This is a genomic window from Photobacterium sp. AWH4_225 (assembly GCF_056158405.1).
Genome location: NZ_JBSWTF010000006.1, coordinates 15,521 through 31,975 on the forward strand (window position 1 = coordinate 15,521; position 16,455 = coordinate 31,975).

Here is a 16,455-nt window from a genome sequence, read left to right on the forward strand (position 1 = left end):
CTAGCCTCCTATGACAGGAAACACTCAATAAGACTAAACTCTTTAAACTGGTGCCATATTATAAGCTCCACTCTTCAAAATGGCCTATCTAACTATAGCCATGTAAAAGTTGGCCACAGCCGTTTTATTCTATTTAGTAACCGATACAAATCGCGCCTAACTGAATTACTTACACACTCAGGTCCGGAAGGCAAAGAGGCTGCCATTGATTACTTTTTTCACATCACAAGTACCGCCAACAGAACACAAGAGCAACATCGACTACTCATGGATACAGCCAGGAACCGCGACTGTATTGGCCAATAAAATATTTTTTTTGGGAGCAAGAGCCGTAAAAAAGGCAGTTAGAAAAATATGGCGGTTCCTTTGATAATAGGATAGCGCCCATCAGGTACTGGTAAGGCATGATGGCACCGCCAAGCAACATAGCGACCTCTATCCCAGCGTCTTTGATAACTCTGAGTACAGCAATACTCGTTATTAGCACCAACACTAATGTACCTAAATTCTTTTGTTATTGTTAATGCTTTTGCCCCAATAAAGCTTGGGGCTTTTTTATTCAAGCTATTGAACCCCGCCCGACAGTGGCAACTGTCAACGTCTTGCGTAATACCGGCCAATACTCAATAAAACAGCGATAAGAGGTTGAGCAGTTATCTGAAATTCCTCGTTCGAACAGCATGCCACTGAGACTGGCCTCGCTAATGAGGGGAGCCATAACCTCGAAGGTACCAAGGGATAACTTCAGGGGCAAAATGCTTCCTTTGAAATAGGGGTTCCTCATTGAAATTGCACATTGGTTGGCAAAAACGCTGATTTAGAATTTAGACGTCTGTTCTTGCAACAGCCCCCCGAATTTCGGGGATAACTGGCTAAATCGGCAGCTTATATAATTTTTATTAAAAAAAATTAAGTTAACTTTCTGTTTTTTTGTATTCCGAATATAATGCCGACCAATCACTGATTGGAGTGTACTAAGCAATGCAAAAATCAAAATATAACTAGCGCCAAATAGCTAGTCACTAAAATCCTATAAATTTAAAGCGATAACAATATGAATAAGTGCAGCGCTCTATTTATATAGGAATAGGATTATTTCTACTCATGAAGAAGCAAGTTGGTCTATTCATTTTATTGCCATTAATTTTTCCTGCTTATGTGCTGGCAAATACCAGCATCGAGGACGATGTTCTGGATGAGTTCTCGACGGTCGTCGCCGGTATCAATGACATTGAGGTCAAGCTCAATACCATCCAGCAGGAAGTGGTTGCGTATAATGAAACCCAAGCGGTAAACTTACAGCAGCTCGAGTCGCTCGAGTCGTCCTTGGTGCTGAATGAAGCACAGTTGAAGCAGCACAAGGATCTATTTGTCCAGGTCATCACATCCGTTGAAAATCCTCTGGAAACAAAGGAATACCAAGCCCTATCGGAATTGGCTCTGCGCTCAGAGTCGTTGAAGCAGCAGATCACCGAGCTAAAGCAGCTTACCACCGACGAGAGCAAGAAGCGTGAATTGCTGGCGCTTGAGAAGGCAACGAAGTATGACTTGAGCGCCAGTATCAATGCCTTCAAAGATAAGCACTCAACTTTTTTATATAACTACAGCAAGCAAGCCAAACGCGCTGTCATCAATAGCGTGTATTCATGCAATACTCGTAGCGCCCTGAGCGACTGCGTGAATAGCGATGGCTTCAAGCAGGATATTGCCAAGCAGATCCTCAATAGAGAGTTCGTCTCGGACTATTACCACTTTGGCGGTGTCGAGCTCAAGGACTTGTCCTATACGTTAAGCAATGCAAGCCAAAACCTGCAAGGGGAACTGGTTTATACGGCTAAGGTAGAATACAAGTTTCTCGTCAACCCGGGTTTGTTGCGGGCCACCAAGGATATGCTCGGCATTGACTTTGAGGAATATCAGGTTAGTCTGAAAAGCAACTGCAATGCCACCTATGAAGTCAACCGCTCCAGGGTGGGCTCTGGGACTAACTTAGCCATAAACCTCTCGAGGGGCAGCAACACAATCATTGCCAGTTGCGATGGCGAAAGGCAGTCGGTGGTAAGGGAAATAGAGCAAGATCAAGCGCTGTATTTTAACTTTGCCATGACCAAGCCGGAAAAGGCGGCCTCCCCCGACATCAAGCCGCAAAAGAAAGTGCCGCCTATCAAGCGTGAGAAGAAGCTGTACCAACCCCATATTATCGGTACCGACAGTAATGCCAAGTTGGTGTTTGCCCTGCCAGCCGCCGCTGACACACAGACGCTGGCCAACCTATCCTACAGCAATGCTCAGCAGGCATGTATTACTATCAAGGGAACGCTGCCGGAAGAAAAGTTGCTGTTTGATAACCTGGATTACATCACCCAGGATGAGATTGCCAACAAACCTTTCTGGCTCGCCGGGGGCGATCACTTCAGGCTATCAGACAATGACTTCATTGTTTCTGGCTCGAAATCGGACGCGCACAACAATGTCATTTGCACTATTGCGCTTTAACCGTGGCGACAGGCGATCATGACGTTAACCGAAACCTGTTCTACGGCACTCTTACTGATGGCATTTCTGCTTCCCGAAACTGCCGCAGCTGGGATAGAGCAGGATATAGTCAATGCGCTCTCCCCCGACGTGGCAAGCATCCATGCGCTTGATCACCAGCGCCAAACCATTGCCGACAATATCACCGAAAACCGGGAAAAAACAGCGGTACTGGGCGAGAAAGTCAGGTTACTTGAATCTAAATTGGCACTAAACAAAGAACAGCTCAACAAGGCCAGGGATGAATTCGTCAGGTTGATTGCCGTTGACCCGGATCCCAGCGGTACGCCCGAATACAAAGTGCTGACGGACCTTGCCAAGGAAACGTCGTTACTTGAGAAGCAAATCGCAGCCCTCAAGGCGACAGTGGATGACGACATCGTGTCGAAGGAACTACTTAAACTTAAAAAATCAACCAGCTATGAATTGGGCCGCCAGATTGACGCGTTCAGGCGTGACTATTCCAACTACATTTACGATTACAGCAACAAGCGCAAAACCAGAATGATCCGCGGCAACTACCCATGCAGTGCCAAGCGATCACTGACAGACTGCACCCATACCAACACATTCAAGGAGTCGTTGGTTGCCCGCGCCCTAAAAAAAGAATTTAGCTCTGGCCAGTTCAGTTACCAAGGTGTTGATCTTGAGATTGAATCTTACCAATTGGTTGATGCTCGCCAGGATCTGAATGGCACTCTCAGCTATACCGCCGAGCTGACATACCACCTTGTACTGTCGCCCCTCTTGTTGAAGGTAACAAAAGATATCCTGGGGATCGATTTTGACCAATACCAATTAAGCCTTACCAGCAACTGCCCGACGCTGTTTGAGGTGAACCAGCGCGTAATCGGGGAGCTTAACCAACGCGCAATCGATGAGGGGGAGAGCCTGCAGTTCAAGGCCGAAAGGGGCAAAAATACCATTGTGGCTATATGTGGTGTACTCAAGCAGACGGTAGTCAGGGAGGTGGAAAAAGATCAGGCGCTGCACTTTCACTTTGATATCCCGGCACCGCCTCCCCAAGCAGAAAAGGAACAAGCACCGGCCAACACCTTTGCCAATACTGAAAACAAACCGACAAGCCAGCCGGTGGGGGATGCCATCAACAAGGTCATATCAGTTTCGTCGGTGATCCCTTCCCCGACTTTTAGCATTACGCCGATTTATGGTGCCTGGCCGGCAGAGGTTGAGATACCTTTTGATGATAATACCCAGTCATTTTCAGACTGGACAATCAACTTGGCAGCCAACGTATCTGTCGGGTTATCTGCCCATCTGGCCACCCCACTCGTATTGAGAAGTCAGGCCGGCGTAACGCCACTGGAGGTCAAGATCAACAAACAACCGCTATCAACGGAGCCTGTACTTATCATCGACCATACCCATGGTAAGCATTTAGCCAAAACCCACTATATCAACCTCACGATCGGCAGTAGTGATACGGCATTCATGGGGTTATATTTCGGAGTTGTAAGTTTGGTGCTTGAAGATAATTTTTGACTTAGCCCAAAAATAAATGTGATTCCCGGTTACGGGCGGATAATCCGAAAACGAGCGAGATGAAGCAATCTTGATCTAAATTTTTCCCGAACACTTCGCGGATCCACGTTTTAGGGTTTCTTGATTACCTGGGGTGTGAACCCCAACACTAGCCTTAAAAAATTAGATTTTAAGGCTAGATTTTTAGCCTTTCACTCATTTTATTACAAACGTATATCGAGCGATATCACACTACTCAGCTGTTTGTCATAAATTATTGAGTATGTTTTTCCTGATCTTGTGAATAGGATAATTTCAGCATTTGATGACATTAACTGACCAGAGCTGTCTGTGAATGGAAAGTTATCATCAAGCTCCCAGTAACCATCTGATTCCCATTCGAAAGATCCACTGTAAGTGTTTGAATTATCAGATGTAAAAGTAAACGTGTTACCGATGATATTCCAATCAGGAGAAATATTTCCCAAAGCTTCTGATGAGGTTTTATTCAACTCTGCTCCTAATTGGTCACTACTGGCTTTTGTACCACTAAAGTTGACGCTGTAATGACCCGTTTGTAGAGTCCAGCTACCAGCCGTCCCCTCTTTATATTGATCGTAATCAATAGAGTTTGTGCTTTCTGTAAAAGATAAAGGCACAAAGGTGCTATTCGATTTGAAATCAATTAAGAGTAGATCACCTTGCTCATCATTAGCAATGATTGCTGAATCTACACCCATTTCCGATTCATTCAAATACAAACCTTCAAATTGATCGGGTAACTCTACATGATTATTATCATCATCACTTGAGCACCCAAGTAATGCAATTGAAGCTAAAGCAGCGAAAGTTATTATTTTCATTTACATTTCATCCTAAGTGTTATTTTTTGACTTAATTGTAATTACCTTTATTTGAATTCAACCAAGGATAAGGCTCTGTCGAAAGATTTGGTTTCTCGCGCAAATGATAATTCATTAATAAAATAGTGAAAGCATTTTTTGCATACAATATTCACATAGTTTATGTGGACTTATATTTATATTTTATAACGGTGACATTATTTAATAAAAAATAAGTTACATATTATTTGGTTTTATGGCTGACCTAACCACATTCAATTTTATTTCAAGCTAAATAAGTACAATTTTAATATGAGCATCACATCGAAATAGTAAAAAGTAAGAACTGCTTTATGAATGTAGAGATGAGTCTTGGTGTTTCTTGTTTACAAAAAGCAAATCAACAATAACTCATAGTTTATAAAAGATGTTGAACAATTCAGACAGTAGCCCCCACGGCCAACATACTGAACCTGAAACCATTGATGCAGTAATGGTTTTTTCAGTAGGTGCTTGGAATCTCAGCATCCAAGCCTAAGAAATCTCTCAACAACAAGCAATGTTGGTGCAAGCGTTTGAGAAGATGGGTTCGAACGCAACAGCGAACAAGTGCCAAGACGAAGAAATAAAACAGCTTGAGAGCAAGTAATTGATGAGGCCCACTTGATAGTGGGATTTTTTAGGATTGATGGAAATGAAAGTAGAACTAGACGTTGAAGCCGTTGAGCGGCTAAATTCTGTCTTTGTCTATGGCTAATCTCTCTTGCATCCGCAGGAATCCAAAAAAGTTACTCTCGCTAATAAATGGATTGCCATTTACACCTAGCTTTTCCCTATTCTCAAACAGGTAGTTTTTATGCGGGTGGTTTGAAAGGTTAACGCTAACCTTCGGCTCTTTATTGGCTATGGTTCTAATCTTCGCCATGCTATTAAGGAACGTATCTATCATCTCTGGGTCGTTCCTCAGTACGCTATGACCGCCAACAATGAACGCTCTATGAGGATTCCCATTGTCGTAAACAGTGAAGTCTAACGAGTAATCACCTTTAGTATGACCAGGAGTCATATAAAACTTAAACTCTCGACCACCAAAGTTCATAGTCGTGTCTCGATGTATTGTTATATCCAGAGTGGGCGGCTTGAATTGGTTTTCCTTCTTGACACTGGTTGACTGTTCGATTGATAAATCATGTGCGCTCTTGGTCATTATGACCTTCGCATCGTGCATATCCTGTATGAGACTAGCACCACCTACATGATCTGAATGTCCGTGAGTAACTAGAACGTGAGTTACTTTCTCATCCTCTAATCCCAATTTCTCAAGGTTGATTGGTATCCACTCAGAGTATGGGTAATCAAGTGTATCTATAATGACAAGGCCATCGCTTGTCTTTACAGCGTAGGACGATACCCACTTGTCTCCCACATAATAAACGCCATCAAACATCTTAAATGGCTCGATATAGCCATTTTTCTTTGTCATTGCTGGGACTTCAGCGTTAGCTATAGAAAGGCTAGATAGAGTGATGATGCCAGCAAGAGTAACTAGCCATGCTTTTGTGCTTACTTTCATTTGTCGTCATTCCTGTTGCTGTTCAAAACTTCGAGCATATCAGTTTAATATCAGTGGCTTACAGCACTTATATCGTGCACCACGTGAAATCTGAGTAAGTTCGAGGGGTGTTAGTCGTGGGATTTGAAGAGAGGAACGTCTTGTTCTAGTTGCTCCCAGCTTACAGCGATAGTTGGATCATTTTCTCGCTCTTTGACGATGGCTGCTAGCTCCATATCCACGGCAAGCGGGTAGGGTTAAGCTCTGCCAGCATCTATCTCTGCTTTGGCAATAAAAGCCTGTTCTATGAGCTCACGGCTTAGGTCGGGGTTGTCTGCCATGGCCTGGTGTACTTCAGGCTCCCACTCTTCTGAGCCTTCAGCACCTACATGCTTAAACTCTTCATCCATTTGAGTTGCTTCTTGTTGTGCTTGTTCTGGGTCAACATTGTCGAACCAGTTCTTTCTAGGTGTAGTCATTTATCTATCCTTTGAAGGCGATAGTCTTATAGAGCTCAAAGGCCTCTTCGGGTTCCACTTGGTTGAGTACCGGCTTCTTGATCACCTTTCCGGTTAGGCCGCAAACAATACCAACGTTAGGGTAGTTCGCAAGCTTATCTTCTGCCACATCATGTAAGTCAGGTGGTACGGAGAAAACAAAGTAGTCGCAATATGGCAGGTACGATAATAACGACTTCATTTAGGAGCGAAGGCGCAATAAAAAAGGTTCATCTCGCATCTCCGGGGAAGACAGACCGAATTTTCAGGAAGAAGTATCCAGTGTCGCGTTAGCCATAGGCCATTCGCTTCATGACTTTTATTCTGTTGTTCATGCCTTCCAGCCGACAGGTATGAAGCGGATGAACCGCAGAAGAAGTAATACCTGGCAGATACTTTTTCAGCTTCTGAGCAAACTGGATGAGCGGTTGAATACCGCTCTCTTTTGCCTGTGTCCACCATTCTTCCCAGAGTTTGGCCGAGTCACTTTCGCTGCAGCAATACCATAACTCCTTAAGTTGCTCTTTCATCAAGTAAACGACCATCAAGTCTTTATTGGCAGAGAGTAATTCCTCCAGGTATCCGGACTGTTTCTCGTTCAGGTTAGCTCTGTTTTTTAGCAGAACCCATCGGCCTCGCTTTACTCGACGACGAGCGGGCTTGTCATCCTTCAACTTATTTGCACAGTCTACGCGAACACGGTCAATCACCTCACGACCATACTTAGCGACGACATGGAACAAGTCATAGACGACTACCGCATTGGGGCAATGCTCTTGCACCTCCAAGTCAAAGGCTGTATTCATGTCCATGGCGACCGCTTCAATCTGCTGACAGTGTTTTCCGAGCATCTCGAAAAATGGCCGAATAGCCTCTCGGCTTCTTCCTTCATTAATCCAGAGCACTTGGTGGGTATCTGCGTCAGCAATCACCGTGGCATAGCGGTGCCCTTTGAACAGTGCAAATTCATCCATTACCAGGCGTTTAACCCGTCCCCAATCAGGCTCTTTGACTTCCCTAGCTAGACGCCTTTTGTCGATGTTTTTAACCGTCGTCCAATGAAGCTTTAGCAACTCAGAGATGTGCTTGATAGGAAGTTGGGGCAAGAGGCTCTCTACGAATGATATCAGCCGCTTAGTCTGTCTAGAGTAAGGGGATAACCAACTGATGCTCTCAGTAAGCACACCACATTGAAGACAGCAAAGTCGTCTTACCGGTACTTTTAAAATAACGGCATACTCCATGATATTTCTGTCTGAGACTGTCCGTATGGATGTGTCATGAACTTCAGAACTCGTGGCACCACAAGGGCACGTAGGGTGAGTCGTGGGAGAAAGGTGAATCGTGAGGGAGTCTGGGTGTTGATCAACTTTAATCGGGGTAAATCCTTCCCAAAGAGGGAAAGGTAATGTAGTGTTTGGCATGTAAAAACGGTTGGTTGTTAGAGTGTTGTTTGGCGATTACACAATAACGTATCCAACCGTTTTTCGTATCTGCTCCCCGGTAATCCGAGAAGAACCATAAAAAAAGAACCCAAGGATAGTCCTTGGGTTCTTACTTAGGTTGGCCGACGAACGGCGCCCGTCAAATTAGCGCTGTAGGATTTCGAGAATGTAGACAAGTACTGTTAACAGTACTGCTAACAGTTTTAGAGCACCTAAAACCATGATCGCCTCCTTTGTTGGGGAGGCTTAACCCTACGTTGTAGGCATGGGGTTAAGGCCTGAGCTCTGGCCATAGCTTCCGCTGCTTCGTGTTCGTTCGTTGACTGTTCTGCGAGCATGAAGCACTTATGGATCCGCTCTAGGTATTTATTATTCTTTTTGTATTTAACGGCCACCGTAAAGTGGCCAGTACCTATTGTTATCCTTCTTTCTGAAGTAGCTACTCTTCCAGCACCAGAACACGCAGTTCAAGGTCGCAGATCTTCTCCATCGCTTCATCGTCGGATTCGATAAAGGCAGTGGCAAAAATTAGCACTCCAAGGATAAATACAAACATTGGCATCAGCAAACATCCTCACACCAATATTGGCAGTTCATTCTCATCAAGGCCTTCAGGGCATGCGCCTGCACGCAGTAGTTTGGCCTCGTGCTTGGCTTTCAGTAACTCAATCTCCGCCTTATGAGCTTGGATAAGCTGCTTAATCTGGTTCTCATTCGACATATCTTCGCGGAAGTCATCAATAACGAGAATGGCGATAAACAGTATCAGTGCTGCTACTTTTAGAACATCAACCACTGTTGCGCTCCTCCCAGTAAGCGACTTTCGCTCTTTCAAGTCTCAGGTCAATATTAAGGTCGGCAATCTCTCTTTGGTGCTTTCTTTCTAGCTGATTAATCTCGAAATCACATAGCCATCGCTGATGCTCTAGTTCATCTCCCTGCTCACTCATCGACTTACCTATGGCTATGCCAATGGCGAACGAGCACATGATTACCAGTGGTGCTAATACTAACAGCAAGGCTTTAGCTGGCGTCATGCTGCCACCCCACTTGTTATTCTCTTATGCTCTTCCCGAACCCAATCAATAACAGCGCCGTCTAGTTTTGCCCACTCCTGACTAACTGCGCCATTGGCTTGAACCAAGCCAATAATCTCACACATACCATGTGCAGATTTCTCAACCATCCTAGCGTCGAGGCCACGAGAGAACTCAAGTTTTTCAACAACATTGAAAGAAAATGGCGTGTCACTTTTTAAAGCTGTATGTCTAATCCTGAAGTTGCCAGTTATACCAATCTTCATCTTGTCGCCATCTTGAGAGTCAACAAGGATGTATATAGTCGCAGGCTTATCATCCTGAAACCCATGAACCTTTGTCTCCATATGCGAGCATATTTCGTGCATGATCCCGTGAAAATATGCAGAGTTAAATGCCTTACTGTCATTTTGTGCGAAGTCATTACGATTTGAGTATTTAAGAGCGATTGCATGTAGTGAGTCAAAATCCCAGCTCGCAACATCTTCCATATGAGAGCAAATATCCTCATAGATACCATACTTTTCTGCAGCCCATACAGCACCAGGATGGGCCTCTCTGAACTCGCCTCGTTTTTTGAACTTGCTTGCAGCAGAACGTATTTCTTCTTCTGTCCATTTTCTAGGGCCTTTGGGATTGAAATTCATATGTTTGCAGCATGCTTCAAGCCAGAGTTTTTTCTTGGCGACGTGGTAGAAAGATGAGTCTTCACTCTTTCGCCATTCTTCTCTTGATGAGAACTTAATCGCAGACTCCTTACACTCCTCCAACGTCCTTGTTCTTGTTTGTCTTTCACTATGGGTGAAGCAATCATCAATCCAGCCTCGTCGGTGGGCGAAGTTGTATGTACGTGGACAGCCCTTTTGCCAATCAACAATCCTAGGGAACTTACTAGCCACGTCCTTGCACTCTTCAAAGGTCCAAGTTCGGTTAACTAGCTTCATGTGCTGACAGCATTCATCAAGCCACCCCCTTTGATGGGCAAATTTGTATGTACTAGTATCCAACTTCTGCCAGTCAACTCGGCGTGAGAACTTCTTTGCAGCCGACTTGCATTCATCAAGTGTCCAAGTGTTATAAAGCCTAACCATATGGCTAGTACATTCTTCAAGCCACCCATGTCGCCATGCAGCTTTGTAGGCAGTAGGCCATTCTTTTCGCCATTCTTTAATAGTTGAATATTGAGCTGAGGTTTCTTTGCATGCCTCAAGGTTCCACCGTCTTGCCATCCTTCCCGTTCCGTATTTTTCCCCTGAAATCACGATGTCTTAGATAATTATGCTCTTTATCTTGCGTCTTCTAGTCACTGTTCTACCCCGCAAAACTGAAAATCAAAAAACCAATAAACAAGATCCAGCCAATAACTATCGACGGGGTTATCTCACCCTTAACCAAAGCCTTGGCCCTAGCCACTGACTCCATTTCATCCATCTCTCGGTTGAAAGAATCTTCCTTTGCTTTCTTTTCCATCGCCCCCCCCCCCAAAACAGCCCACCAACCGGTGGGCTAATCGTTATTAAATTGCTATGCCAATAGCGAATACAGTCACAACAGTGACGATAAAGGCGACTGATAGGTAATCACCTGCATTCAGCTCTTCAAGTGACTTGGCTATTTTGTTGTCACTTGCCATCTCGTTGTACTCGCACTCGACCAAGTTTCTCTTATAGGTAATGGCATCTTTTGGGGCTGACTCACTACCGGACCGCATCGACTCTGGCTTGGCCCTAATCTTCCGAACTTCGCAGTCTAATCGCTCGTACTCACGGCGGTAACTCCGCAAGACCTCAAAGGCCTCAATGAACTTCATGCCGAAAGTTCCTCTTCGAGTTCTTTGTAATTGAGGCCAAACACTCTGCATAACTGCTTTCTACTGTCTCGGCAATCACGAATAAAAGCCCTGACTGCTGGCTTAAGTTCCTGCGGGATAGGCTGTGTAAACCGTCTGGCTCGCATCAACCTATCCCTTAATTGCCATTCTTTTGCTGAAAGGTCTTCCATGGCTATCGGGTTACTTACAAGCCTCTAACACATCCTTAAGTGCCTGCGTCTTGCCTGACTCTTTAATTTCAAAATCGGCGTAAGACGTATCACCGTCAACACGGTACTTAAGCAGGTTTCCAGCAAGTACATGGTTGGCCAGTGCAGTCGCATCTTTACCGACGATAAAACCAGAACGGTAAGAATTGCTGTATAGCTTCGAGCGCATGGTCACTGGCTTGCCACCTAAGATGGCTTTTACAACCACTGGGCTAGATGGTGTTGCGATTGCATCCTCAACACGCCAGACAAACATGAAGTCTTTTTGGTTTCCTTTAATGCGGCATTCAAAGTTAACGTTGGTACGCATCTTTAATTTGCCAGCGCTGTAATAAGCAGGGTTTGCTGTAATGGCCTTGTACCCTTCAAACTCATCACCGTATTCACCGGACTGCCATGGCGCACTGGTATCGACTGTTTCGGCCCACTTAACTAGACGCTGAATTTCTGGATCGCTTAGCCATTCAACCTTTCGCTCCCAAGTGGCACGGTCTGCTGCATATTTAGGGTTGGTAGCCATTCGACGGTATGTTTCGATGCTCCCAAGGTCATCTTTGATATAAACCGCTTTCAGTTCTTCCACTGTCTCGTAGGCCACTAATGGCAGCGTCATTTCTGCAAGGACTTGGTAGCATGACTCCATATCACCGCCTTTGTTGTACTTGTCATTAAAGTACCTGTGGTCACGAGTTTGATGCTCGTAGTGGCCATCAGTAGCACACCAGTTACCGAAACTAATCGTGCCAACGTTATTACCAAGCAAGGCGCTTTCTACGGAGCTTTGCGCATGAAGGGTAGACATAGTTGACTGGCAGCCAGAAAGTGCAGCCACTGCTAGTGATGCGACAATTACTTTTTTCATGGGAGAATCCTTGTTACTGGTATGCTTTGATTACTTCAGATAGGTTCGTGCGAACGCCTTCACGCTGACAGCCGTTATGAACACGAGTCATCATCCACTGGACGCTGCTTTTCAAGTTGGCGTCAGTGGGCGCATCCATAAATTCTTTCTGGTACTTGGCACGATCTGCCATGCCCATATCACGTAATCCTGCCTGGTATGAGCTGTAAGCAGGCTCAAGGCCAGACTTTACGGCTCCCATGTAATCGCCACATGTTTCATCAGCAAGGGCTGCTGTTGGTAGTGCTAGCAATGCTGCAACTAGAGCTAGTTTTTTCATTTAACGTTTACCTGTTTCTATTTTTATTCGCCGGCAAAGTGCAGGCGTGTTTATTCACTGGGCGCTAGGTTCCCAGTTAGGTCTTGTTTTATTTGTGTTCCCACTGCCAATGAGAAGAAATTAACGAAACCGTGGTGGCAGCGGGGTGCAGCTTATGGTGCTGCACCGAATTTAGCTTTTATTCTTCGCTGCAGAATTGCTTGTACGCAGCCTTAAGCTCAATTTGCTTTCTAATCGTCTCTTTGTAAGAGTTGATTAGGATTTGGTATTCAAACTCACCGTTGACAGGCCCTTCTTGGACCCATGATTGTTGACGGTCAATTTTGTACTTGAGGCTGAAAAGCTTCGCTTCAGCTTCCTGGCAATCTGTCTCCATCGAGATGGCCATTACGTTTGTAGATAGAAGCAAGGCCGCTGCAATGATTAGTTTTCGCATGACCATGCCTAGAAAATCGTGTTGTCCAAGAACCGCAAGGTTCCCCAGTTGGTGAACTTGTGGCGGTACCGGCTTAGTCGCTTTAGGTTCCGCTTATCAGGATCTCCGGACACCCATTTAATTGACTTAGCCTTGATTAGCATGTTGTTGGTGATGTTCCGGTAGTCGTACTCAACGCCATCCAACTCAAAGTACATTGTGTTTGACCGGCCACCGGTACGCTTCTGGCCAATACTTCCGAATAGCGCTCTGAAAAATCCCATCAGTGCCTCTTATCTTTACTAACTGCCATCGTTCAGGCGTGTTTGTTCTCTGGGGTATACCCAGTAATTAAGCATTTATTCGTTAAAGTGGTGCGGCGTTACCGCACCTGGTTATGCGAAGATATCTAGCAGCACATCCCAGTTACCGGCAAGCAACCAAACAGTGAACCACACAGCTAACCCTATCTTCATGCAAAGTAGGATTATCTCTAGCTTTACTTTTAGATCTTCAAGCACTGAAGTAGTCCCCAAGATAAGCAATTAAACCAAGGGCAATGGGAGTACCCAACAATAACCACCAACCGGTTCTGTCTTTGGGCACCGTATATGGCTTGGTTTTTTGTTGGGCAGTGACAAAGGCTGCCGCTTGTGGCTGGTACTTAATCTCACCGCCGTTTCTGGCCATGTGTTCCATGACACCCAAAGTCATACGGGCGTCAGCCAGCGCACGGTGCGCACCTTCACTAGGAATACCACACTGCATGGCCGCTTTAGTCAGCTTCTGCCAGCGATAATTACCATGGCGCTCATTCCACTCACCGTAGAAAGAGGCGTAATCTTCCATCACACAGTGGCCAGCAACCTCAACCAGTGACATAGCCGTTTCAGCATCCTTATTGACTCGTAAAAACTCATCTTCAGGCATGGCCATCAACACCGCCTCTGCTGATTGGTCCATCACTCGGGTATCGTAATCAGCGTTATAGATAGCCAGCGTTTCTACCTTATCCTTACAGAACTCATTGGCGAACGTGAACAGCACATCAATAAAGTGCGGGGTATCCTTCACCATCTCGTTGGTGATACCGTGAATCGCTGTAGCTTCAGCAGGGATTGGCTTGATTGGCTTAACCAACGTATCCATAATCACCTTGCCAGTACCATCAATCACAGAAAGCTCTACCACCTCAGCATCATTCCCCAAGCCAGTTGTCTCGGTATCCAAGATCCAAAGGTTTGAGCGGTCACTAAGAAGCTCTTTCATGTACCGGCTAACTGTTACCTTGTTGCTGCTACCCACATTTACCTCTACTACATGTTCTTTAGTTTTTCCGTTTCCTCTGCTGTCATCGAAAGGTCGATAGACAAACCTGCTTTAGCACATAGCAACCGCCATGCCGCATAAGGAATCGGGCTTTCATTTTCTTTACTGCTCGTCCACTTGTTGAAGGAAAAGTTAGAGCTCAGGCCTAGCATCTTAGTAAGATTGGACAAACTTAATTTATAGTTATCTCTCAAGAGGTTAATGATATGGAAAACATCATCACCAGATGGAGACTTTCTATTCTTATCCTCTATAGGCAAGAATATAGATTTGTTTTTAAAAGACTGACGAACGTACATCAAATTAATATGGCGAGCAGCATTCTTATTTAACTTGCTAATATTTAGGTTGTTATCTGAAACTTTTTCAGGATTATCAGCCATCTCTTCCCGAGATAGAACCTCAGCAATAGGAATATCAATATATTCTTTAGTCATATTTTATTGTGGGACGAACCCCGCCCTCAAAATATAAATTTATTTATTATATCGATGCTTATCGCTAGCACCTCACCGGAGCCAGTTGCATGCTCAGCCATCAGGCCCTGGGCATAATCCTCAGAAAGCAAAGAAAAAATGTACTCAGGCTGGATAACCCCCCCTGACTACAGCACCCACAAGATCGCAATTAAAGCCTTATTATTAAAAGCTTAGCGCCACCCAACAATGTGTCGGCTGCCAGTCCTTCGTATGTAGAAATGTACGTCTTCGAGGCCTACGGCTAATCGCGAAAATGATGATATTGCAATAAGCATGTTTGATTCTCCGAACCTAATGCAGGCGCCCAACTGCCCCGCTCTTCAAGCGTTCGTGTGCTAATAATAATTCGTTCAGTGAATAATGAAAGTATTTTTTACATTTAATATTTATATGTATTATCGATAAGCATATTTGATATTTATATAAAATATAATGTCATTTACGAATCAAAAGGTTCTATATGGCTTATTTCTCACTACCTGAAAAATATTTCATTTTTACTTCAGATAAGTTTCAATGATAGAAAAAATTGCATACAGGATCCTTCCCGAACTAGTAAACAAGTACTATAAATTATAATTAATATTAAAGGTGTAGATATGAGTATATGTATTTGTTAATTTAAAGAAATATAATCAACAATAATTCATGACTTATAAACGAGGTTGGTTACTGCAGATAGTAGCCCCCACGACAAGCCCACCTTTGCCCCCTGAATTTTGAAATTGATAAGCCTTCCGCTGGCAACGGACCGTTGGCAGGCACCGACCCGCCACAAAAGAAAACGGGGCAAAACCGGGTGGGCGGGGGATGTGGGGGCCACCGAGGGGCTTGCGCCAGGTGGATTGGCCGGCACGGCCAACATGCCGAACCAACAGCAACTGAAGCTGTAATGTTGTAACGCCGAGGCTAACCGCACGGCAGCACGCCTTCTGTGCTGCGGTGCGCAGGCCTGCCCGGCCGGTGGTGCAGCCACGGGACGATAAACAACTCGCCGGCTTGCCCGGCGGCCTTACAGCCTGCTTTCCAAGGCTGCGCGCCAATTTACACATAATGTTTTTATGCCTGAATTTGCCCAGCCGCCGCCAGCTTGCCTGGCGCTAGCGGCGTAACAACTTCGCATAAATTCCATTATGTTACAGTTGGCGCCATCCCCCCATGCGTGGGGGATGGGGGTTGGTAGCAAAGCTCTTGAGGGCCCTGCGATGGAGGCGGACGGAGGGGCGTTTTGTAGGCCATGACGTTTGCCGGGTGGGCAATTGACGCGCAGCGTTGATGCGCCCTGCCTACGCGGCGCTTTTACGTGATGGCCTGCAAAACAAACCGGAGGGAGCCGAAATGCGGTCGCAGGGCGGCGTTATCCATATGATGAATGTAGTAAAAAAATTAAAAACGTGACAAACCTCACACCAATAAACACAAAACCCAATAAAATCAAAAGCTTAATCGCAAAAACAAAATAATAAAAAGTTTAATTTGTGGCACAATAACTATTGATTTATTTGTTTTGTGGTAATATAATGGCACACGTGTAACTACACCCTAAAAATATCTTTGACAAAAAAATCCTAATGTTTAATCATGTTCCCCAGCGCTGGCCAGCACTACATGAACTTTTTTA

General features: G+C 45.0%; 21 protein-coding genes. 2 read left to right on the forward strand and 19 right to left on the reverse strand.

All coding sequences use genetic code 11. The features are described from left to right. The first annotated feature begins 1,104 nt into the window (after positions 1-1,104). Together ACXAD4_RS29355 and ACXAD4_RS29360 are read left to right on the forward strand one after the other, a co-directional pair. A complete protein-coding gene (locus ACXAD4_RS29355; RefSeq protein WP_475245824.1) occupies positions 1,105-2,496 on the forward strand; it encodes a hypothetical protein in 1,392 nt (463 codons plus the stop codon). Positions 2,497-2,514: 18 nt separating this feature from the next. Beyond that, positions 2,515-4,038, forward strand: coding sequence for a hypothetical protein (locus tag ACXAD4_RS29360; RefSeq protein ID WP_475245825.1), 1,524 nt, complete (start codon positions 2,515-2,517; stop codon positions 4,036-4,038). A 203-nt stretch (positions 4,039-4,241) separates the two neighbouring features. On the opposite strand, the gene ACXAD4_RS29365 is transcribed toward ACXAD4_RS29360, so the two are convergent. The 19 genes from ACXAD4_RS29365 to ACXAD4_RS29455 all read right to left on the reverse strand — a co-directional run bounded on the left by ACXAD4_RS29365 (position 4,242) and on the right by ACXAD4_RS29455 (position 14,792). After that, complete coding sequence (locus tag ACXAD4_RS29365; protein ID WP_475245826.1) at positions 4,242-4,880, reverse strand: hypothetical protein; 639 nt, start codon at positions 4,878-4,880, stop codon at positions 4,242-4,244. Positions 4,881-5,589: 709 nt separating this feature from the next. Beyond that, positions 5,590-6,432, reverse strand: a complete 843-nt coding sequence (locus tag ACXAD4_RS29370; RefSeq protein ID WP_475245828.1) for an MBL fold metallo-hydrolase — start codon at positions 6,430-6,432, stop codon at positions 5,590-5,592. Between the two features lie 236 nt (positions 6,433-6,668). Continuing rightward, positions 6,669-6,890 (reverse strand): hypothetical protein, encoded by a 222-nt coding sequence (locus ACXAD4_RS29375; RefSeq protein WP_475245829.1) that lies wholly within the window; start codon positions 6,888-6,890, stop codon positions 6,669-6,671. A gap of 4 nt (positions 6,891-6,894) precedes the next feature. Beyond that, positions 6,895-7,110, reverse strand: a complete 216-nt coding sequence (locus tag ACXAD4_RS29380) for a hypothetical protein (protein WP_475245830.1) — start codon at positions 7,108-7,110, stop codon at positions 6,895-6,897. 88 nt (positions 7,111-7,198) lie between these two features. Beyond that, positions 7,199-8,332 (reverse strand): ISL3 family transposase, encoded by a 1,134-nt coding sequence (locus ACXAD4_RS29385; RefSeq protein ID WP_475245831.1) that lies wholly within the window; start codon positions 8,330-8,332, stop codon positions 7,199-7,201. A gap of 233 nt (positions 8,333-8,565) precedes the next feature. After that, positions 8,566-8,748 carry a DUF2786 domain-containing protein gene (locus tag ACXAD4_RS29390; RefSeq protein ID WP_475245833.1) on the reverse strand — a complete coding sequence of 61 codons (183 nt, stop codon included), beginning with the start codon at positions 8,746-8,748 and terminating at the stop codon, positions 8,566-8,568. Positions 8,749-8,792: 44 nt separating this feature from the next. Continuing rightward, on the reverse strand, positions 8,793-8,915 hold the full coding sequence (locus tag ACXAD4_RS29395; protein WP_475245835.1) for a hypothetical protein: 123 nt from the start codon (positions 8,913-8,915) through the stop codon (positions 8,793-8,795). A 12-nt stretch (positions 8,916-8,927) separates the two neighbouring features. Further along, complete coding sequence (locus ACXAD4_RS29400) at positions 8,928-9,149, reverse strand: hypothetical protein (protein WP_475245836.1); 222 nt, start codon at positions 9,147-9,149, stop codon at positions 8,928-8,930. Next, positions 9,142-9,390 carry a hypothetical protein gene (locus ACXAD4_RS29405; RefSeq protein ID WP_475245837.1) on the reverse strand — a complete coding sequence of 83 codons (249 nt, stop codon included), beginning with the start codon at positions 9,388-9,390 and terminating at the stop codon, positions 9,142-9,144. Before ACXAD4_RS29405 ends, ACXAD4_RS29400 begins: the two co-directional genes overlap by 8 nt. Further along, positions 9,387-10,619: a GIY-YIG nuclease family protein gene (locus ACXAD4_RS29410; protein WP_475245838.1), complete on the reverse strand. Its 1,233-nt coding sequence runs from the start codon at positions 10,617-10,619 to the stop codon at positions 9,387-9,389. The genes ACXAD4_RS29405 and ACXAD4_RS29410 overlap by 4 nt, the downstream gene beginning before the upstream one ends. 82 nt (positions 10,620-10,701) lie before the next feature. Beyond that, positions 10,702-10,860: a hypothetical protein gene (locus ACXAD4_RS29415; protein WP_475245839.1), complete on the reverse strand. Its 159-nt coding sequence runs from the start codon at positions 10,858-10,860 to the stop codon at positions 10,702-10,704. Positions 10,861-10,906: 46 nt separating this feature from the next. Next, positions 10,907-11,200, reverse strand: coding sequence for a hypothetical protein (locus ACXAD4_RS29420; RefSeq protein ID WP_475245840.1), 294 nt, complete (start codon positions 11,198-11,200; stop codon positions 10,907-10,909). Positions 11,201-11,401: 201 nt separating this feature from the next. Further along, the gene (locus tag ACXAD4_RS29425) at positions 11,402-12,292 is read right to left on the reverse strand and encodes a membrane lipoprotein lipid attachment site-containing protein (RefSeq protein ID WP_475245841.1); all 891 of its coding nucleotides are present in this window, start codon (positions 12,290-12,292) and stop codon (positions 11,402-11,404) included. A 13-nt stretch (positions 12,293-12,305) separates the two neighbouring features. Then, entirely contained in the window at positions 12,306-12,611 is a 306-nt protein-coding gene (locus ACXAD4_RS29430; protein ID WP_475245842.1) for a hypothetical protein, read from the reverse strand. A 178-nt stretch (positions 12,612-12,789) separates the two neighbouring features. Beyond that, positions 12,790-13,047 (reverse strand): hypothetical protein, encoded by a 258-nt coding sequence (locus tag ACXAD4_RS29435; protein ID WP_475245844.1) that lies wholly within the window; start codon positions 13,045-13,047, stop codon positions 12,790-12,792. Between the two features lie 8 nt (positions 13,048-13,055). Next, on the reverse strand, positions 13,056-13,310 hold the full coding sequence (locus ACXAD4_RS29440) for a hypothetical protein (RefSeq protein ID WP_475245845.1): 255 nt from the start codon (positions 13,308-13,310) through the stop codon (positions 13,056-13,058). Between the two features lie 111 nt (positions 13,311-13,421). Beyond that, positions 13,422-13,547 carry a hypothetical protein gene (locus tag ACXAD4_RS29445; protein ID WP_475245846.1) on the reverse strand — a complete coding sequence of 42 codons (126 nt, stop codon included), beginning with the start codon at positions 13,545-13,547 and terminating at the stop codon, positions 13,422-13,424. After that, positions 13,540-14,331 (reverse strand): 3'-5' exonuclease, encoded by a 792-nt coding sequence (locus ACXAD4_RS29450; RefSeq protein ID WP_475245847.1) that lies wholly within the window; start codon positions 14,329-14,331, stop codon positions 13,540-13,542. The genes ACXAD4_RS29445 and ACXAD4_RS29450 overlap by 8 nt, the downstream gene beginning before the upstream one ends. Positions 14,332-14,342: 11 nt before the next feature. Next, complete coding sequence (locus ACXAD4_RS29455; RefSeq protein WP_475245848.1) at positions 14,343-14,792, reverse strand: hypothetical protein; 450 nt, start codon at positions 14,790-14,792, stop codon at positions 14,343-14,345. Positions 14,793-16,455 lie beyond the last annotated feature (1,663 nt).